General features: G+C 74.2%; 16 protein-coding genes. 3 read left to right on the top strand and 13 right to left on the bottom strand.

Annotation, left to right across the window (positions count from 1 at the left end; all coding sequences use genetic code 11):
• Positions 1-2 precede the first annotated feature (2 nt).
• From AB0F62_RS25670 to AB0F62_RS25660, 3 genes are all read right to left on the bottom strand, one after another.
• Positions 3-1,502: a S1 RNA-binding domain-containing protein gene (locus tag AB0F62_RS25670; RefSeq protein WP_361803569.1), complete on the bottom strand. Its 1,500-nt coding sequence runs from the start codon at positions 1,500-1,502 to the stop codon at positions 3-5.
• A gap of 155 nt (positions 1,503-1,657) precedes the next feature.
• Positions 1,658-2,044, bottom strand: coding sequence for a hypothetical protein (locus tag AB0F62_RS25665; RefSeq protein WP_361803566.1), 387 nt, complete (start codon positions 2,042-2,044; stop codon positions 1,658-1,660).
• Between the two features lie 311 nt (positions 2,045-2,355).
• A complete protein-coding gene (locus tag AB0F62_RS25660; RefSeq protein ID WP_361803563.1) occupies positions 2,356-3,690 on the bottom strand; it encodes a M28 family metallopeptidase in 1,335 nt (444 codons plus the stop codon).
• Between the two features lie 165 nt (positions 3,691-3,855).
• Here AB0F62_RS25660 and AB0F62_RS25655 point away from each other — a divergent pair, with 165 nt between their 5' ends.
• Complete coding sequence (locus AB0F62_RS25655) at positions 3,856-4,233, top strand: S4 domain-containing protein (protein ID WP_361803560.1); 378 nt, start codon at positions 3,856-3,858, stop codon at positions 4,231-4,233.
• A gap of 850 nt (positions 4,234-5,083) precedes the next feature.
• On the opposite strand, the gene AB0F62_RS25650 is transcribed toward AB0F62_RS25655, so the two are convergent.
• Entirely contained in the window at positions 5,084-6,322 is a 1,239-nt protein-coding gene (locus AB0F62_RS25650; protein ID WP_361803557.1) for an MFS transporter, read from the bottom strand.
• A gap of 51 nt (positions 6,323-6,373) precedes the next feature.
• A complete protein-coding gene (locus AB0F62_RS25645; RefSeq protein WP_361803554.1) occupies positions 6,374-6,817 on the bottom strand; it encodes a YchJ family metal-binding protein in 444 nt (147 codons plus the stop codon).
• Positions 6,818-6,924: 107 nt separating this feature from the next.
• On the opposite strand from AB0F62_RS25645, the gene AB0F62_RS25640 reads away from it, so the two are divergent.
• Positions 6,925-7,803 carry a hypothetical protein gene (locus AB0F62_RS25640; RefSeq protein ID WP_361803677.1) on the top strand — a complete coding sequence of 293 codons (879 nt, stop codon included), beginning with the start codon at positions 6,925-6,927 and terminating at the stop codon, positions 7,801-7,803.
• A gap of 3 nt (positions 7,804-7,806) precedes the next feature.
• Here AB0F62_RS25640 and AB0F62_RS25635 read toward each other — a convergent pair whose 3' ends face one another.
• The 7 genes from AB0F62_RS25635 to AB0F62_RS25605 form a co-directional block, all read right to left on the bottom strand.
• The gene (locus tag AB0F62_RS25635; protein ID WP_361803551.1) at positions 7,807-8,568 is read right to left on the bottom strand and encodes a uracil-DNA glycosylase; all 762 of its coding nucleotides are present in this window, start codon (positions 8,566-8,568) and stop codon (positions 7,807-7,809) included.
• A gap of 198 nt (positions 8,569-8,766) precedes the next feature.
• Positions 8,767-11,031: an MMPL family transporter gene (locus AB0F62_RS25630; protein ID WP_361803548.1), complete on the bottom strand. Its 2,265-nt coding sequence runs from the start codon at positions 11,029-11,031 to the stop codon at positions 8,767-8,769.
• A gap of 47 nt (positions 11,032-11,078) precedes the next feature.
• The gene (locus tag AB0F62_RS25625) at positions 11,079-11,702 is read right to left on the bottom strand and encodes a TetR/AcrR family transcriptional regulator (protein ID WP_361803545.1); all 624 of its coding nucleotides are present in this window, start codon (positions 11,700-11,702) and stop codon (positions 11,079-11,081) included.
• 117 nt (positions 11,703-11,819) lie between these two features.
• Positions 11,820-12,977 carry a spore photoproduct lyase family protein gene (locus tag AB0F62_RS25620; RefSeq protein WP_361803542.1) on the bottom strand — a complete coding sequence of 386 codons (1,158 nt, stop codon included), beginning with the start codon at positions 12,975-12,977 and terminating at the stop codon, positions 11,820-11,822.
• Positions 12,978-13,013: 36 nt separating this feature from the next.
• Positions 13,014-14,381, bottom strand: coding sequence for a cytochrome P450 (locus AB0F62_RS25615; RefSeq protein WP_361803539.1), 1,368 nt, complete (start codon positions 14,379-14,381; stop codon positions 13,014-13,016).
• Between the two features lie 950 nt (positions 14,382-15,331).
• Positions 15,332-15,988 carry a response regulator transcription factor gene (locus tag AB0F62_RS25610; protein WP_361803536.1) on the bottom strand — a complete coding sequence of 219 codons (657 nt, stop codon included), beginning with the start codon at positions 15,986-15,988 and terminating at the stop codon, positions 15,332-15,334.
• Between the two features lie 169 nt (positions 15,989-16,157).
• Positions 16,158-16,868, bottom strand: coding sequence for a helix-turn-helix domain-containing protein (locus tag AB0F62_RS25605; protein ID WP_361803533.1), 711 nt, complete (start codon positions 16,866-16,868; stop codon positions 16,158-16,160).
• 118 nt (positions 16,869-16,986) lie between these two features.
• Between AB0F62_RS25605 and AB0F62_RS25600 the strand changes: the two genes are divergently transcribed.
• Entirely contained in the window at positions 16,987-18,216 is a 1,230-nt protein-coding gene (locus AB0F62_RS25600; protein ID WP_361803530.1) for a saccharopine dehydrogenase C-terminal domain-containing protein, read from the top strand.
• Here AB0F62_RS25600 and tgmB read toward each other — a convergent pair.
• A complete protein-coding gene (tgmB, locus tag AB0F62_RS25595) occupies positions 18,183-19,139 on the bottom strand; it encodes an ATP-grasp ribosomal peptide maturase (RefSeq protein WP_361803527.1) in 957 nt (318 codons plus the stop codon). The genes AB0F62_RS25600 and tgmB overlap by 34 nt on opposite strands.
• Position 19,140: the final 1 nt, after the last annotated feature.

Below are 19,140 nucleotides of genomic sequence, written 5' to 3'. Positions count from 1 at the left end.
GGTCAGCGCCGCCCGGGCCCATCGAGGGAGAGCTCGATGCGGCGGCGCTCGAGGTCGACGTCGATCAGGGTCACCCGGACCTCGTCCCCGGCCGCGAGCCCGTCGCCGGCGCCCTCCCCGCCGGGGACGAGGCCCTCGATCCCCTTCGCCAGGCGGACGAACCTCCCGAACGGGACCTCCCGCGTCACCACACCGGACACCGTCGTGCCGACCGCGTGGGCGTCGGCGTACCTCTGCCAGGGATCGGGGAGCAGCGCCTTCGACGACAGGGCCACCTGCTCCCAGGCGTGGTCGACGTGGAGGACCACGGCCCGGATCTCCCGGCCCACCGGCGCGACGTCGTCGACCGAGTCGAACCACTCCCAGGACATCTCGGGGACGCGGAGGAACCCCAGGCCGCGGCCGAGGGGATGGTCGAGGTCGACGTGCACGCCGACGTCGTCGAGCCCGCTCGCCACGACGCCGCCGACGACGTCCCCGATCCGCAGGGAGTGGAGGAAGGCGCGGCGTTCCTCGGCAGGGGTCGGGTCCGTTCGCCAGCGGGCGCGCAGCACTCCGTCGGGATCCGGCGACACCGCCGCGAGCGGGGGACGGCGGTCAGCGGGTCCCAGCGGGACGAGCGCGGCGCGGTGGCCGGGCCCGGACGGGATCTCGGGATTCGGCACATCGGCCCGGCTCATCCGCGGTTCCGCGACGCGTTCGCGGTGGAATCCGCCGCCGGGGTACTGCCGCACGAGCAGCGCCGGACGTTCGTCGCGCAGGACGGCCGCGCGGACCGCCTCCGCGTCCTCGGTGAGATCCGGCCACACCGCCAGCCGTGCCCGCGGGGTCAGACGCCGGCGCACCTCGCGGACGTCGGCGGCCGAGGTGGGGCGGTGCCAGCGGTAGGCGTGGCCGACGGGGCGTTCCTCCAGCAGGACCCCGCCGTCGCGCCCGACGAGGGCCTCGACCTCGGCCCAGAAGGCGCCGTCGGCGGGCCGCTGCGGCTCGGTCGTGTCGAGCGCCGGGTCGTACGGGGACCGCTCGGCGCGCTCGACGAAGAGTCCCAGGCCCCGCGCACGGGCCACGGATCCGCCGTCGTGGTGGTCGGCCCCCACGTAGACGTCGTCCTGGGTTCCGACATGGACGAAGAAGCCGTTGTCCGCGTGCAGCCGGCACCACGGGCCGTGCCGCAGCACCATCGTCCGCACGAGCGCGAGACCGGTGGCGAGCGGCACGCGCGCCCCGTCGTGGTAGCCGTCCAGGTCGTGCGGGAAGAGCCCGTCGAGCCCTCCGGTTCCGCGGCCCTTCCTGACGGAGAAGGAGAAGAACCCCTCGGTCATGGGATTGTCGATCGTCAGCCGGGACACGCCCGCCGCCTGGGCGAAGTCCGCCACCGCCGCCGCGCAGGCCATCGCGGCGGTCTCCCGGGAGCAGAACGGGATGCGTGTGTCGCAGGGGCCGGGTTCCCCGGCCCCGTCGCCGGGATCGTACGGGGTGAGGCGGTGGACGACGAGGGGCATGTCAGTACCCCCGGCGGCTCGAAGTCGCCCTGGGGGCCGGTCGCGGGTGGACGGGGGAATCGGTCACCGGCGCAGCCTAGCCGTCGCGGCGGGCCGGACAGGAGGACGGGACGGCTTGCCGGGCAAGCCGTCCCGGGCGTCTCGACGCCGGTCGTTCAGCGGCCGTCGGGGAGCTCCGTGAGGCGGAGACGGAGTTCGACTTCCTGGTCGCCGGAGACCGAGCCCTGCTCCTCCAGGCGGAAGGAGTCGCTGAGCACCTTCTTGACCTCGCGCACGTGGCGCGGCCCGCCGGACAGGTCCGCGGTCAGGGCGCCGTCGAGGTGGACGGGTCCCAGTTCGTGCCCGTGGCTGCGGGTGTCGATGGAGGCGGCCCACACGGTCGGGTGGGCGGATCCGGGGCGGGGCTCGACGGCCTCGGTGAGCGATTCGCCGGGACGCGTCGGGAAGGCGGCCTCCAGCGCGCCGAGCACGGCTCCGGCGTCCTGACGCTCGCAGTCGGTGAGGAGGACGTCGACGTGGGAATTGGTGTGGTGATTGCTCATCAGCGGTTCTCCTCTCGCCGGAGGCCCGGCACGGTGCGGTGCCACCGCTCGCCGCGCCCCCTCTTCAGCGTAGGCCGGTGACGGGGTACCCGCAGCGGGCGCCGCCGGGGCCGGACTCGCGGGCGTCACCGGGGTCGGCCCGGCCCGCGGCGGGCGGTCGATCCCCGGGCGGGTTCGGCGGGCGCGGTGTCCGGGGTGCTCAGCCGTGGGAACAGCCGACGGCGACGGTTTCCCGCGTGCGCAACAGACGGCGCCCGCGGTATTCCGCCGGCGACCCCCGGGCGGGGCGGGGGCCGCCGGCGCGGGGATGGCTAGAAGGTCAGCTTCCAGCTGTTGATGTAGCCGGTGTCCTGGGCGGCGACGTCCTGCACGCGCAGTTTCCAGGTCCCGTTGGCGACCTCGCTCGAGGCGTTGACCGTGTAGGTGGCGATGACGTTGTCCGCGGAGTCGCCGCTGCTGGAGTTCTTCAGCCGGTAGGCGCTTCCGTCCGGGGCGACGAGGTCGACGACGAGGTCGCCGCGCCAGGTGTGCCGGATGTCGACGCCGACCGAGAGGGCAGCGGGGGCGTTGCCGCTGACGCCGCTGACGGTGATCGAGGAGGTCACGGCCGCGCCGTTGTCGGGGATGCTGACGTCGGCGGTGTTCTCGAAGACCGTGCCCGGCGGGGGAGTGGCGGCGGTGCCCAGGGTCCAGATCGCGTTGGCGATGGCGTCGCTGTTGTTGTCCAGCGCGGTGTCGTTGATGTTCGACGTCGTGTCGCAGGAGGAGTGGTAGCAGCGGTCGAAGGCCTGCCCCGCCGTGCCGCCCCACTTCTGCGCCTGGGCCGTGGTCTTGGTGTAGTCGGCGCCGGAGAACAGCCCGCCGACCGGGACGCCCGCGTTCTTGAAGGGCGCGTGGTCGGAGCGGCCGTCGCCCTCGGTCTCGATCTCGGTCGCGATCCCCCTGGCGGTGAAGAAGTCCTTGAAGACCTTCTCCAGCGCGGTGTTGTCGTCGTAGACGAAGTAGCCGGGGTTGGGCGAGCCGATCATGTCGAAGTTCAGATAGCCGTCGATCTTGGCCCGGTCGGTGGAGGCCAGGCCGTTGACGTACGCCTTGGAGCCGACCATGCCCAGCTCCTCCGCGCCCCACCAGCCGAAGCGCAGGTGCTTGGTGGGCTGCAGGTTCTCGCGCGCGACGGCCAGGGCGGTCTCCAGGACCGCGGCCGAGCCGGACCCGTTGTCGTTGATGCCGGGCCCCGCGGTGACCGAGTCGAGGTGGGCGCCCGCCATGATCACATGGTTGGTGTCACCGCCGGGCCAGTCGGCGATCAGGTTCCAGCCGGTGGCGCCGCTCGAGGTGAACTGCTGGAGCACGGTGGTGTAGCCGGCGGCGTCCAGCTTGGCCTTCACGTAGTCGATGGAGGCTCTGTAGCCGGCCCTGCCGTGGGCGCGGTTGCCGCCGTTGGCGGTGGCGATCGACTGGAGCTGGCTCAGGTGCGCCTTGACGTTCGCCACGGGGATGTCGGGTGCGGCGGCGAGCGCGGCGGGCCGTGCGGAGACGGGTGTCGCGGTGGCGGGTGTCGCCGACGCGGATGTCGCGGATGCGGTGAGCAGGGCCGCCGCGAGCGCGGTGGCGGCCCCGGCCGCGACGATCTTGAATGCGGGCACAGGTCACTCCGGTGTGTGGGGGATGGAGTTGCGCGGGACTGTGCTGGGACGGCGCGCACGCTTGACGTGTGCATGCCTGGGCGCATCCTGTGGCTCGCGGAGCCTTCCGTCAAGAGCGCATACCGGACGCCGCGTTCCGGGAACCGGGCGCGCTAAGGTCGTGACATGGCTGACGACGAGGGCCCCGTGCGGGTCGACGCCTGGATCTGGTCCGTACGGCTCACCAAGACGCGCTCCATGGCGGCCACCGCCTGCCGCGGCGGGCACGTGCGGGTCAACGGCGAGCGCGTCAAGCCCGCGCAGGCGGTCCGCCCGGGCGACGAGGTGCGACTGCGGGGTGTCGGCCGCGAACGGATCGTCGTCGTCACGCGCCTGGTGCGGAAGCGGGTCGGTGCCGCCGTCGCCGCGGAGTGCTTCGTCGACAACAGTCCTCCGCCGCCCGCCCCCGAGGAGACGCCGGCGCCCGTCATCCGCGACCGAGGCGCGGGCCGGCCGACGAAGCGGGAGCGGCGGGACATGGAGCGGCTGCGCGGCACGCGCTGAGGCGCACGCGTGCGCGGCCGGGCCACGGCCGGCCGTCCGCATCGGCGAGCGCCACCGCGCCCAGGCGGAGCCGGTACGGCCTGCGCCACTGGATGCCGCTGCTCGCTCAGCACGATGAGGGCCGCCTCGAACTCCCGGACCGCCGCGCCGTGGTCGTCCGGCAGGAGGAGCGGACAGCCGGGGTCCCGGCGGGCGTCGGCGGTCCCCGACCCGTCGTCAGGCGCCGCGAACAGGCGTGCCTCGGTACGGTGACGGGCCCGCGAGGTCTCCGAGTCTCCCCCTTGCGGGGCTCCGCGACGCGTCCGGGGCTCATGCGGCACCGCGATTGCGGGAAGGTGTCCCCGGGTCGCCGCCTCACATGCCCCGCGACCTCGGCGCCGTCGGTCGGGCCGGTGGCCCCGGTGCGTGGTCGCAGGGGGTCCGCGGCGGGGAAGGGGTCCGGGGTGGCGCGGCCGCGACGGGCGCCGTCGGCCCCGTACGGTGGCCCCTCCTGCCCCTCCTGCCCCTCCTGCCCCTCCTGCCGCTCGGCCTGGTCCTGAGCGCCGTGGCCCCGACCGCCCGCCGGACCCGGGCGGGTTCCCCGGTCCGGGCGGACGGGCGCCCGAGCCCAGTCCGGCGCGCGGGCATCCCGGAAAGCACCGCCCCGTCCGGCGGCGTGTGGCGGGGCAGCCTGCGCGTGCGGCCCACCGCCGGCTTCGGCCTGCTGTTCCTCGTCGCCGCCACCGACGTGCCCGCCGGCTCGCCGAGGGGGTGTGGCTGCTGCGCCCCGCCCGCGCCCGGGACATCGCGGACAGCCTGTGCGGGGCGGGTACCGGGCCCGCGTCCCCGGGCCGCTGAACGCGCCCGCGGGTCAGACGGGGTCCCCGGCCGGCACGCGTTCCGCCGGGGCGATGTGCCGGCGCCGGGGCAGCAGGAAGACGGTGCCCAGGATGAGCACCCCGGCGGCGGCGATGGCCGTCCGGAGACCGGCGAGGGTGGCGAGCAGGCCCCAACAGGCCGTCAGGGCCGCGATGGTGGCGCTGCTGGTGACGGACCACGCGGACAGGACCCGGGCGACCTGGTCCGCCGGGGTGTGTTCGAGCCGGTACGTCGCGAAGACGGGGTTGAAGACGCCCACGCACGTGATCAGGCCGAACTCGACGAGGACGAGGAACACCAGCCCCCACGGGCCGGGACGGACGAAGGCCAGGCCCAGCGGCCAGCAGGCCCGCAGGGCCCCGCCGACGACCATCACGCGCCGCTGCCCGTACCGGACGACCAGCCGCCGTGCCAGCCGCGAGCCGACGAGCCCGCCGAGGCACGGCACGCCGAAGGCCAGTCCGTACTGCCACGGCGTCAAACCCAGGTCGCGCAGGAGGAGCACGGCCAGCAGCGGCGCGGTCGCCATGATCAGGCCGTTGACCAGGGCGGTGTTGAAGAACAGCGCGCGCAGCGCGGGGTGGCCGAGGATGTGCCGCCAGCCGGCGACGAGATCCCCGGCGCGCAGCGGCCTTCCCGGCTTCGGCCGCGGTTCCCCGCCCGTCATCGCCCTGATCCCGAGCGCCGACAGCAGGAAGCTCGCAGCGTTCACCACGGTGGTCGCCATCGGCCCGAAGACCCCGACGGCCACGCCGCCCGACGGCGGCCCCAGCGCGGTCGCCGTCCACATGGTCGACTCGAACCGCCCGTTGGCCCGCAGCAGATCCTCCGGGGCCACCAATGCCTTGAGGTTGGCCCCGCTCGCCGCGGTGAACACCACGTTGGCGGAAGCGACGACCGTCGACACCAGGACGAGTTGAAGGAACGTCAGCCTTCCCGTCGCGTAGGCCACCGGGATCGTGAGCAGCGCCACGAACCGGAGCAGGTCCGTACCGATCATGACCGGCCGCTTGCGGCGGCGGTCCACCCACGGCCCGAGGGGGACGGCGATGAGCGCGGCTCCGGCCAGGCCCGCCGCGGACAGCAGGGACACCTGCGCCGGACTGCTGTGCAGCACACGGACGGCGATCAGCGGGAACGCGTCGAGCGCGAACCACGTCCCCATGGTGCTCGCGGCGTACGCCGCCCACAGCCACCCGAACTCCCGCCCCAGCGAACCCCTGCGCCCCACGACCTCTTCCCCGCTCCTCGTTCCCGACCGCAACCCGGTGTACCGGCGGGCTCAGGGCAGGGGTGCCACGTAGACCCACGCGCCCTCGTGGCGGATGAAGCGGCTGTGCTCCTCCATCGCGTCGTGTTCGCCGCGCAGGCTGTAGTGCGCGCGGAAGGCCACCGTGCCCTCGCTGTGGAAGGCGCTGCCGTCCGTCGTGGAGAGGATCTCCAGCCGCTCCCAGCGCAGGTGGCGGTCGAGGTCCAGATCCGCGGGCCGGGTCTCGGGATGCCAGGTGCGGAGCACATACGCGGCGTCGCGCACCGCGTAGGCGCTGTACCGGGAGCGCATCAGGGCCTCGGCGGTGGGGGCCTCGGCGTGGCCGGAGTGGTAGCGGCCGCAGCAGTCGCCGTAGGCGGCGGGCAGCCCGCACGGGCAGGGCGCGCCGGGGGAGTGCGGCACGGGCTGGGAGTGGGGGCGCGGGGCGGAGCGGCGGCCGGGGCGGGACTTGGGCATGCCGCCATTGTGCACGGTGGCCACGGGGGCATCGGGAGCCCCGGTGACCACCGGCGATTCCGCCGGGTAGCCTGCGACGCGAGCCGTCAGCCCGACCCCGAGGAGTCATCGTGCCGCAGCCGAGGATCGCCCTGGTGACGACCGCGCGCCTTCCGGAGGGCGCTGTCGACCGGGATCTGCCCCTGCTGCGGGACGCCGTCGTCGCCGCGGGCGCCGAGGCCGCGATCGCGCACTGGGACGACCCGGCCGTGGACTGGTCGGGATTCGACCTGGTGGTCATCCGCTCCACCTGGGACTACACCTGGCGCACCGAGCAGTTCCTGGCCTGGGCCGACCATTGCGGCGTCGTCACGACCCTGCTCAACCCGCCCGCGGTCGTGCGCTGGAACGCCGACAAGCGCTATCTGGGCGAGCTGGCCGCCCTCGGCGTACCGGCCGTCGCCACCCGCTATTTGCCGCCGGGCGTCACCGACGGGCTTCCCGGCGACCACGAGTACGTGATCAAGCCCGCCGCCGGCGCGGGCGCCCGCTATGCCGCGCGCTACCGCCCCGAGCAGCGGGAGGAGGCGCTGGCGCACGTGGCACGGATGCACGGCGAGGGCATCACCGCGATGATCCAGCCGTACATGCCCCGTATCGACAGCACCGGCGAACGTGCCCTGGTCTTCCTCGGCGGCCGCTTCCTGCACGCCATCGCCAAGAACGCCGTACTGTCCCCGGACACGCGGTACGACCAGCGCAAGGTCGCTCACCCCGGGGTACGTCCCTGGACCCCGACCGAGGCCGAACTGGCCACCGCCGAGCGGGCGCTGGAGGCGGTGCCGGGCAGGCCGGAGCTGCTCTACGCCCGGGTGGACCTGGTGGACGCCGAGGACGGCACCCCGCGCGTGATGGAACTGGAGCTGATCGAGCCCAATCTGTTTCTGACGGACCACCCCGACTCGCTGCCCGCGGTGGCCGGGGCGATCGTCGGCGCCGCGCGCTGAGACTCAGCGCGTCGCCGGCAGCCCGGCCCGCGCGGCCGCGGTCGCCAGGACGTCGCGCAGCATGGCGGGGGTGAGCCGGCCGGTGAAGGTGTTCTGCTGGCTGACGTGGTAGCAGCCGAACAGGTGCAGCGGCGGCTCTCCTTCGGTGGGCGGCGCCAGCTCCACGTGCGCGCCGTGCCCGAACCGGGGCAGCGGTCGCGGCAGCCGGTACCCCGCGCCGCCGAGTACGGGCAGCAGCGCCTGCCAGCCGAAGGCGCCGAGGACGACGATCGCCCGCAACGTCGGCCGCAGAAGCTCCAGTTCACGCACCAGCCACGGGCGGCAGGTCAGCCGTTCCTGCGGGGTCGGCTTGTTGGCGGGCGGCGCGCAGTGGACGGGCGCGGTGACCCGCACCCCGTACAGTTCCAGGCCGTCGCCGCGCTCGGTCGAGGTGGGCTGGGAGGCCAGGCCGACAGCGTGGAGGGCCTCGAACAGCACGTCGCCCGAGCGGTCGCCGGTGAACATCCGGCCGGTGCGGTTGCCGCCGTGCGCGGCGGGCGCCAGCCCGACGAGGGCCAGTGCGGCGTCCGGCGGGCCGAATCCCGGTACGGGGCGGGCCCAGTACTCCCACCCGGCGTAGGCCCGGCGGCGGACCCGGGCGGTCTCCTCGCGCCAGGCGACCAGCCGCGGGCAGGCGCGGCATCCGGTCAGCCGTTCGTCCAGCGCGGCCAGGTCCGCCGCCCCGGGCGCGGCGAGGGCGGGGAAGTCCGCCGATTCCTGCTGCACGGTGTGTGCCGTCCCTTCGGGGCCGTACGGGTGTCGCACGGTCCGCGGCCCACGCTACTCAGGCGCCGGCCCCGCCGCAGGGCGCGGCGGGGCCGGTGGTGGGGGGTCGAGGCGGCCCGGTGGTGGGGCCCGAGGCGGCCCGGTGGTGGTTCCCGTGGTGGGCCGGTCTGGGCCGCGCGGGCGGGCGGGCGCGGCGGGTCAGCCGCGGGTGGGCTCGAGTTCCGGCGCCGTGCCGGTCCGCTCCGCCGTGTCGTCCGCGCCCTCGTCGTCCCGGCCGGGGGCGCGCAGCCCCTCGCCCTCGACGTCGACGTTCGGCAGGATCCGGCCCAGCCACGCGGGCAGCCACCAGGCCCGGCGGCCGAGCAGTGCGAGCACCGCGGGAACGATGGCCATCCGCACGACGAACGCGTCGAAGAAGACGGCGGTCGCCAGGCCGAAGCCGATCGACTTGATCATCGCCTCGTGGGATCCGATGAATCCGGCGAAGACGGCGATCATGATGATCGCGGCGGCGGTGACGACCCGGGCACTGTGCCGGAAGCCGGTCACGATGGCCTGTCCGGGCCGCTCCCCGTGGACATGCGCCTCGCGGATGCGTGTGACCAGGAAGACCTCGTAGTCCATGGCGAGGCCGAAGACCACGCCCACCAGGAAGATCGGCATCATCGACATGATCGGGCCGGTCTGCTCGACCCCCAGCAGCGATCCGAGCCAGCCCCACTGGAAGACCGCGACGACCGCGCCGAGCGCCGCCATCACCGAGAGCAGGAAGCCGAGGGCGGCCTTCAGCGGGACGAGGACCGAGCGGAACACGACGATCAGCAGCAGGAAGGCGAGGCCGACGACGAGAGCCAGGTAGGGCAGCATCGCGTCGGTGAGCTTCTGCGAGGTGTCGATGTTGAGCGCCGTGGTGCCGGTGACGGAGACCTCGGCGCCGGTGCGGTCCGTGATCCCGTCGCCCGCGGCACGGATCGCGCCGACCAGGTCCTCGGTCTCGGCGCTGCTCGGCTTGGACGCGGGGACCACCGTGATGATCGCGGTGTCCCCGGCCTTGTCGAAGGTCGCCGGGGTCACGGCGGCCACGTCGTCGAGTCCCTTGAGGTCCGCGGCGACCTCCCGGACCGCGCCCCGCGGGTCGTCGGTGCCCTTGGCGTCGGTGACCACGACCAGGGGGCCGTTGAATCCGGGCCCGAAGCCTTCGGAGAGCAGGTCGTACGCCCGGCGCTGGGTCGTCGAGACGGGCTGTGTCCCGTCGTCGCCGAGGCCGAGTTCGATCGAGCCGGCGGGCACGGCCACCGCGCCGAGGGCCGCGACGCCGACCAGCAGGACGGCGACGGGGCGCCGGATGACGAACCGGGCCCATCGGGTGCCCATGTTGGGGCGCTCCTCGCGGGGCGCACGGTGGGCGTGCTGCTGGGCGTTCCCTCCGCGGCGGCGGAACAGGCCACCGGCGTCCGCGGGACGGACGCGCTTGCCCGCGAAGCCGATCAGCGCGGGCACCAGGGTGAGGGCGATGAGGACGGCGACGGCGACCGTACCCGCGGCGGCCACGCCCATCTTGGTCAGCATCGGGATGTCGACGACGGACAGGCCCACCAGGGCGATGATCACGGTCAGCCCGGCGAACACGACGGCGGAGCCCGCGGTGCCGACGGCGCGCCCGGCCGCCTCCTCGCCCCGTCGGCCCTCGGCGAGTTCGGCACGGTAGCGGGAGACGATGAACAGGGCGTAGTCGATGCCCACCGCCAGGCCGATCATCATGGCCAGGATCGAGGTGGTGGACCCCAGGTCCAGGGTGCTGGCGAGCGCGGTGATGGAGCTGACGCCGATCCCGACGCCGATCAGCGCGGTGATCAGGGGCAGCCCGGCGGAGACCAGCGAGCCGAAGGTGATCACCAGCACGACGGCGGCGACGGCGATGCCGATCACCTCGGTGGCCCCGGTCTCCGGCGCCGTCTGGAGCGCGTCACCGCCGATCTCCACGGTCAGCCCGCTGTCGCGGGCGTGCTCGGCGGCGGTCTCCAGGGCCTCGCGGGAGGAGTCCCGCAGTTCCATGCCGGGGACGTCGTAGGCCACCCTCGCGTAGGCGATCGTCCGGTCCTCGCTCACCGCCTTGGCGGTGTAGGGGTTGTCGACGGCGGCGACCTCGGAGCCCCGCCGCAGTTCGCCCACGGCCCGCTGGACGGCCTTCTTGTTGGCCGGGTCCGTCATCTTCTCGCCGGCCGGGGCCTGGAAGACCACACGCGCGGTCGCGCCGTCGGCGCCGGCGCCGGGGAAGCGCTCGTCGAGGAGGTCGAAGGCCTTCTGGGACTCGGTGCCGGGCACGGAGAAGGACGAACTGCCCGCCGCGGGGGCGTTGGCGGCGCCGACCCCGGCGAGGGCGAGCAGCGCCACCCAGATCAGGGCGACGAAGTGCCGCCGCCGGAAGGCGAACCGGCCGGTTCGGTAGAGGAATGTGGCCACGGGCCTACTCCCTGTCGGGTTCGTGGGTCGGTCGGGAACGGGCGCCGTCAGCGAGCGGGCGCGGGATCGGATCCGGGGCGGACGCCGAGCGCGGGCAGGATCACCGCGTCGAGGAAGCCGAGGAGATACGTCTGGGTGGGCGGGACGCCCTCGAGCACCTCGCGGGTGACGAAGGCGCCCATCAGCAGCTGGATGAGGTAGGGCAGCGCGGGGTTGTCGGCGCGGATCTCCCCGCGGTCTGCGGCCCGCCGCAGCAGGACGTCCAGGCCCGAGCGCTCCGGGCCGATCAGGACGTCCTGCAGCGCGTGCAGCAGGTCGGGATTGCCGTGCAGGGCCATGGCCAGCGCGCGCATGAGCGCGCAATCGCGCTCCATCTGCCGGTCGTCCTGGAGGGTCAGCAGGGCGCGGAGGTCGCCGCGGAGGCTTCCGGTGTCGATGTCCCCGGCGTTGACCGGCTTCTCGTGCCGCAGCGCCCGTGCGATCAGTTCGGCCTTGCCGCCCCACTGGCGGTAGAGGGTGGCCTTGCTGCAGTGGCCGCGGGCGGCGAGTCCGTCCATGGTCAGGGCCTCGTAGCCGACCTCGCGGAGCAGGTCGAGCACGCCTGTGTAGACCTCGGCCTCGCGCTCGGGGGTGAGGCGGCTGCCGCGGCGGACGGCGACCGGTGTGGGCATGGCGGCCCTCCGTTCTGAACGAAACGGTTTCGTACTCGTCGGGACGAGCATAGGGCCCGGGCTTAGCGAAACGAAACGGTTTCGTACGTGGCCTGTGTCACGCCGCCGACGGGAACTTCAGAACGCGTAGCGGATCCGGAGCCAGGGCGCGTGCTCCTCGGCCAGCGCCAGCAGCCGGCGCACGGACTCCGCCTTCCGCGCGGCGCGGTACCGGACGTTGAGGTCGCCGTTCTGCGAGCGCTTCGGCTCCTGCAGCTCGGGGCGCCACAGCAGCTCCTCGGCGCGGGGGTGCCAGCCCAGGTTGACCTCGTGCAGGCCGGCGTTGTGGGTGAGCATGATGACCTCGGCGGCCGCCTGGGCCTTGACCGCCGCCGGAAGGACCCCGTCGAGGTGCCGGAACAGCTCGGCCCACGCGGACTGCCAGCCCGGGCGGACGACGACCGGGGACAGATTGAAGTGCACCTCGTACCCCGCCTCCAGGAAGTCGCCCGCGGCGGCGATCCTTTCGGCCACCGGACTGGTGCGGATGTCGAGCAGCCGGGAATCCTCGGGAGGCATCAGGGAGAAGCGGATCCGCGTGCGGCCCCGGGGGTCGAGCCGCAATAGGTCGGGGTTGACGAACTTGGTCGCGAAGGACGCCTTCGCGGTGGGCCAGTGCCGGAACGCCGTGACGAGGTCCGCGGTGTTCTCGCTGATCAGGGCGTCCACCGAGCAGTCGCCGTTCTCGCCGATGTCGTACACCCACGCCCGCGGGTCGCAGCTGTTGGGCGTGGGCTTGCCGCCCCGGGCGGCCACGTGCCGGGCGACACGATCCACGATGCGGTCGATGTTGGTGAACGTGGTGACGGGGTTGGCGTAGCCCTTGCGCCGGGGGACGTAGCAATAGGCGCAGGCCATCGCGCAGCCGTTGGAGGCGCCGGGCGCGATCCAGTCGGCCGAGCGGCCGTTGGGGCGGACGGTGAGCGTCTTCCGCACCCCGAGGACCAGGGTCTCGGTCTTGACCCGGACCCAGCGGGCCGCGTTGCCGTCGTTGCCGTGCAGGCCGGGGATGCGCCAGTGCGACGGCACCTCCACGACCCGCGCGCCCGGGAAGCGGGCCAGGATCTCGCGGCCCCGCGCGGAGGCGGCGGCCTCCGGCTCGGCGTAGACGGTGCGGATGTCGAGCAGCCGTGCGGCGGCGGGGGAGTCGCGGAAGGGCGTACCGCCGTCCGCCGTCCCACCGCGGCGGGGCAGGACGTCCTCGAGCGGAAAGAGCCCGTCCGGTTCCGGTGCCACCCCGCCGACCCTACCCGGACGGCGGGGCCCGTCCGTTCAGACCGCGCGCAGCGTCGCGGTCACCTCGCGTCCCGGTTGCAGGGTCAGGCCGGGGCGGGGCGGAAGGTCACCGGGATCGACGTCGACGTGGAACCGCCGGGCGAGCGTGGCCAGCACGAGCACCGCCTCCACCATCGCGAAGCGGGCGCCGAGGCAGGCCCGGGCACCGCCGCCGAACGGGAACCAGGCGTGATCGGGCAGCGCGGCCGCCTCCTCGCCCTCCCACCGCTCGGGCCGGAACTCCCCGGGCGCCGGGAACCAGCGTGCGTCGCGGTGGGCGCTCCACTGGCTGGACCACAGCACGGTGCCCTCCGGGACCGGTCGCCCGCCGAGTACGGAGTCCTCCTTGGCGATGACCGTCATCAGCCACACGGGTGGGTACAGCCGCAGCGTCTCCTTGACGACCTGTTCCGTCCAGCGGAGTTCCTTGAGGTCCTCGAAGTCCGGGTCGCGGTCGCCGAGCACCCGGTCCAGTTCCGCGGTCAGCCGCTCGCGGGCCGCGGGGTTGCGGGCGAGCAGGTACCAGGCCCAGGTGAGGGTGGTGCCGGTGGTCTCGTGGCCGCCGATGTAGAGGGTGACGGCCTCGTCGCGGACCTCGCGGTCGGTGAGCGGGCGGCCCTCCTCGTCGACGGCCGCCAGCAGCCGGCTCAGCAGATCGTCGCGGTCCTCGCCGCTCCGCCGCCGGGCCTCGGTGACCCGGCCGACCTCCGCGTCGATCACCCGGACCGCCGCCCGAAGCCGCCTGCGCCCGGGTGTCGGCACCCACGGCGGCAGGAAGAGCGTGACGCCCCGGAACTCGTCGCCGATGGCACGCTGGGCGACGTCCATCGCCCGCCCGATCACGTCCTCGCGTCCCGCGGTGTCCGCGCCGAACAGGGTGCGCACCGCGATCCGCTGGGTGAGCGCCAGCATCTCGCGGCGTACGTCGATCCGCTCTCCCGCGCGCCAGCGCCGCGCGACGGCCGTCGCGCACTCCGCCATGGTGCCCGCGTACGAGCGGACCTGGCGGGGACGTACGGCGGGCTGGACGAGCGCCCGCTTGCGGCGCCACGCGGCGCCCTCGCTGGTGACCACGCCGTCCCCGAGGACCAGCTTGAACGCCCAGCCGAGTTCGGGGTGGTGGAAGACCGTCTCGACGCCGGTCAGCAGCTCGCCGATGTGCTCGGGCCGGGAGAGGAACAGGGCGCGCTGCGGGCCGAGCCGCCAGCGCACCAGGTCGCCGTGCCCGCGCAGCGTGACGAAGAAGGCGAGCGGGTCGCGGGCGAAGGCCGGCAGGCTGCCGAGCAGCGGCAGTCCGCGCGGGCCGGGGACGGGTAAGACGCCCGCTGCGGCGTCCTCGGGCTGTGCGGCGGTCTCCGCGGTCATGTCGTCCTGTCCTCGGGGGCTCGACGGTCGTGGCGGTGGCGGCGGTTGGCAGAGTGGTCCGGACCAGCAAAGCGCCGTGGCGCGCCGCGCGCCAGAGGGCGTCGGGCGCGGACGGTACCGATGGCTCCGCCGGACGCTACCGACGGGGGCGTCGCCGCCTTCGTCCCCCGAGACGTCCGAGCCGGCCCGGTCCCCGGCCGGCGCCGTCCGCGTATGGATTCCGCCGGACGGGGCGGTGCTTTCCGGGATGCCCGCGCCGGTCCGGGGAACCGGCCCGGGGCTGGTGGGCGGCCGGGGCTATGGCGTTCAGGATCAGGCCGAGCGGCAGCCCGCACAGGCTGTCCGCGGTGTCCCGGGCGGGGGTGGGGCGCAGCAGCCACATTCCCTCGGTGAGCCGGCGGGCACGTCGGTGGCGGCGACGAGGAAGAGCAGGCCGAAGCCGGCGGTCGGCCGCACGCCGCCGGACGGGGCGGTGCTTTCCGGGATGCCCGCGCCGGTCCGGGGAACCCGCCCGTGTCCGGTGGGCGGCCGGGGCCATGGCGCTCAGGATCAGGCCGAGCGGCGGCCCGCACTGGCTGTCCGCGATGTGCCGGGCGCGGGTGGGGCGCAGCAGCCATGTTCCCTCGGTGAGCCGGCGGGCACGTGGGTGACGGCGACGAGGAAGAGCAGGCCGAAGCCGGCGGTCGGCCGCACGCCGCCGGACGGGGCGGTGCTCTCCGGGATGCCCGTCGGCCCGGACCGGGGAACCCGCCCGTGTCCGGTGGGCGGCCGGGGCTATGGCGTTCAGGATCAGGCCGAGCGGCGGCCCGCACCGGCTGTCCGCGATGTGCCGGGCGGGGGTGGGGCGCAGCGGCCACATCCCCTCGGTGGGCCGGCGGGCACGGCGGCGGTGGGCCGCACGCGCAGGCTGCCCCGCCACACGCCGCCGGACGGGGCGCCGGGCACGGTGGTCATCGGATCCGGTACCCCACTCCCGTGACGGTCTCCACGACCCCGGGTTCGCCCAGCTTGCGCCGCAGACCCCGGATGGTGACCCGGACGATCGTCGTGAACGGGTCGATGTTCTCGTCCCACACCCGCTCCAGCAGCGACTCGGCCGACACCGGACCGCCCTGGGCGCGCAGCAACTCCTCCAGCACCGCGAACTCCTTGCGGGACAGGGAGACGAAGCGGCCGTCGCGGTAGGTCTCCCGCAGGTGCGGGTCGAGCCGTATCCCGGCGCGCTCCAGCACCGGTGGGGCGGGGGGCCGCACCCGGCGGCCCAGTGCCCGGATCCGGGCCACGAGTTCCGCGAAGGCGAACGGCTTGGCCAGGTAGTCGTCGGCGCCCAGGCTCAGCCCGGCCACGCGCTCGGCGACCGTCGTGGACACGGTCAGCATCAGGATCCGCACGTCGGCCCCGTCGGTGGCGGTGCGCCGGCACACCTCGTCGCCGTGCACCTTCGGAAGGTCGCGGTCCAGGACCATCACGTCGTACTCGTTGACCGACAGCCGCTCCAGCGCCGACTCGCCGTCATGGACGACGTCGACCGCGAACGCCTCCTGCCGAAGGCCCTCGGCTATCGCGTCGGCGAGCATCTCCTCGTCCTCCACGACCAGCACCCGCACGTCACACCAACCCCACTCGCGTTGTCGTACCCGGACCCGCAGGTCACAGGCGGGTTTGTCCCCAGTATGCGGGGCCGATGTGAACCGGAGGTGAGGGACGGTGCCGCGGGCGGGGGACGCGGGCGCGGGCCTGGTCGAGGCCCGCGGCCCGGGAGTCCTGCCGGGGCCGTCACCCCTCCCGCGCCCCCGCCAGCCGGGCCTCGGCGCTGTCCAGGAGCATCTCCAGGGCGGTGGGGTAGGCGCTGCGGTTCATGCGGGCCACCAGCAGGTGCGCGGTGGCGGCGATGTGCGGATGGGTCCGGGCGGGCAGCCGCGCGTACGTCTCCCGCCAGACGTCCCGGTCGGCGGCCCGGGCGGCCTCCGGGAGGGCCAGGGTGGCCGCGTCCAGGGCCGCGAAGGCCAGGGCCTGGTCGATGAAGGCCTGGTAGATCGCGACCGCGGCGGGATCGGGGAAACCGGCGGTGCGCAGCGTGCCGAGGACCGCCTCGTCGGCCGCCGTCTCGTGGGCCCGTCCGGAGACGCGGCTGGCGGTGAGCACCGCGGCCTGCGGATGGGCGAGGTACGCCGTGTGGATGCGCAGTCCCAGGTCGCGCAGGTCGTCCCGCCAGGCGCCGGTGGACCGCCGGCCCTCCATCGCCCGTCCCATCAGGTCGTCCGCGATGGCCAGGGTGAGGTCGTCCATGCCGCGGAAGTAGCGGTACAGGGTGCTCGGGTCCGCGCCGAGCGCCGTGCCCAGCCGCCGTACGGACAGTCCCGCCGGGCCGTGCTCGCGCAGCATCCGCAGCGCGGTGTCGACGATCAGCCGGTGGGACAGGACCGCCCCGCTGCCGGTGGGCCGGCGGCGCCGGCGTGCCGCCTCCTGGATGACCTTCTTGGGCACGTGGCCCTCCCTTCCGGCCGGTCCCGGCCTTATGCCAACACCATTGACCATAAGTCGAGCGGCGGCGTTTCATCCCTGGGCAGAGGCGCCACCGCCTCGGAACGGAGACTTGTCTGCCATGCGTGTACTGCTTGTGGGAGCCGGCGGGGTGGGTACCGCGATCACCCGGATCGCCGCCCGTCGCTCGTTCTTCGAGGCCCTGGTCGTCGCCGATCGGGACCTCGCCCGCGCCGAGGCCGCCGTCGCGGCCGTCGCCTCCGCCGGCGTGGGCGACGGCCGGTTCTCCGCCGTCCGTGTCGACGCCTCCGACGAGGCGGCGGTCACCGCGCTGCTCACCGAGCGGCGCTGCGACGTCCTGCTGAACGCCACCGACCCGCGTTTCGTGATGCCCCTGTTCGGCGCCGCCCTTGCCGCCGGGGCCGACTACCTCGACATGGCGATGTCGCTGTCCCGCCCGCATCCGGAGCGCCCGTACGAGGAGTGCGGGGTGAAGCTCGGCGACCACCAGTTCGAGCGGGCCGCCGAGTGGGAGGAGGCCGGGCGGCTGGCCCTGGTCGGCATGGGCGTGGAGCCGGGCCTCTCCGATGTCTTCGCCCGCTACGCCGCCGACGAACTCTTCGACGCGATCGAGGAGATCGGGGTGCGCGACGGCGCCAACCTCACCGTCGACGGCTACGACTTCGCGCCGTCGTTCAGCATCTGGACCACCATCGAGGAGTGCCTCAACCCGCCGGTGGTCTACGAGGCCGGACGCGGCTGGTTCACGACGGCGCCCTTCAGCGAGCCCGAGGTCTTCGACTTCCCCGAGGGGATCGGCCCCGTCGAGTGCGTCAACGTCGAGCACGAGGAGGTGCTGCTGATGCCGCGCTGGGTCGACGCGCGGCGCGTCACCTTCAAGTACGGCCTGGGGGAGGAGTTCATCGGGACCCTCAGGACCCTCCACCGGCTCGGTCTGGACGGCACCGACCCCGTCGCGGTGAGCGGCGACCTGGGAACGGTCCGGGTCAGCCCGCGGGACGTCGTGGCCGCCTGCCTGCCCGACCCGGCGACGCTCGGCGACCGCATGCACGGCAAGACCTGCGCCGGGACGTGGGTGAAGGGCACCAAGGACGGCCGTCCGCGCGAGGTGTACCTGTACCACGTCGTCGACAACCAGTGGTCGATGCGCGAGTACGGCTCGCAGGCCGTCGTCTGGCAGACCGCCGTGAACCCGGTGGTGGCCCTGGAGCTGATGGCCGCGGGCACCTGGGCGGGCAGCGGCGTCCTCGGCCCCGAGGCCTTCGCGCCGCGCCCCTTCCTGGACCTGCTGACCTCCTACGGCTCCCCGTGGGGTGTACGCGAGTCCTGACCGCCGGCCAGCCAGCCCGCGATGGCCGCGGTGATGGGCTGCCCGGTCGCCAGCTCGACGAAGCCGAACTGCCCGCCCTGGTTGCATTCCAGGAACCACCAGGTGCCGTCGCCGTCCTCGGCGAAGTCGAAGGCGCCGTAGGCGAGTCCGGCCGCGGACATGTACTCCCGCACCGCCCGTGCGATGCGGGCCGGCGGCTCGACGGGCTCCCAGTCGGCGCCCTCCGGGCTGCCGAACCGGCCGTCGACCTGGCCGGGACCGGACTTCTTGCGGGCTGCGAACAGCCCCGTCCCCACACAGGTCAGCCGGATGTCCGCGGCCTTGGGTATGTACTGCTGCAGCAGCGTCGGCCCGGCCGCCACCGCGGAGAAGTCGGCGTCGGGGGCGACCAGCGTGGTCGGCAGCGCCATCGGCGGATCGCCCGGGTGCGTGCCGGAGACGGACTTGACGACCAGCTGCGGATACTGCTCGGCGAACTCCCTCGCCGCCTGCGGGAAGGTGGTGATCAGCGTGGCGGGCACCGCGAACCCGGAGTGGTGCGCGGTGAACAACTGCCATGGTTTGTAACGGGCCTGCGCCGCGGCGGCCGGGTGGTTCATCCACCGGGCCCGCACGCAGCGCAGCGCTCCGTACAGCGCACCGCCGGCCTCGGCGGTCAGCCACTCGGACTGCTCCGCCGCGCCGGTGCCGGGTGTGCCGGGTCTTCGGATCCAGATGGAGCGCAGGCTGTCCATGCTCACCATGCGCTCCTGGACCGACAGATAACCGTGCACGTCCCCGCGCACGTACTCGGCCGACATGGACACCTCACCCGGATGGTCCGCGGGGTCCAGGCGCACCACCGGGGTCCCGCGGTCGTGCAGCGCCGCCACCACCAGGTCGGCTGTGACGTCCTCGGGAGAGGTGAGGATCAGGACGGTCATC

It is taken from the genome of Streptomyces sp. NPDC026673 (assembly GCF_040638135.1).
Taxonomy (GTDB): Bacteria; Actinomycetota; Actinomycetes; order Streptomycetales; family Streptomycetaceae; genus Actinacidiphila.
This window is presented reverse-complemented; position numbering and strand designations above follow the sequence as displayed.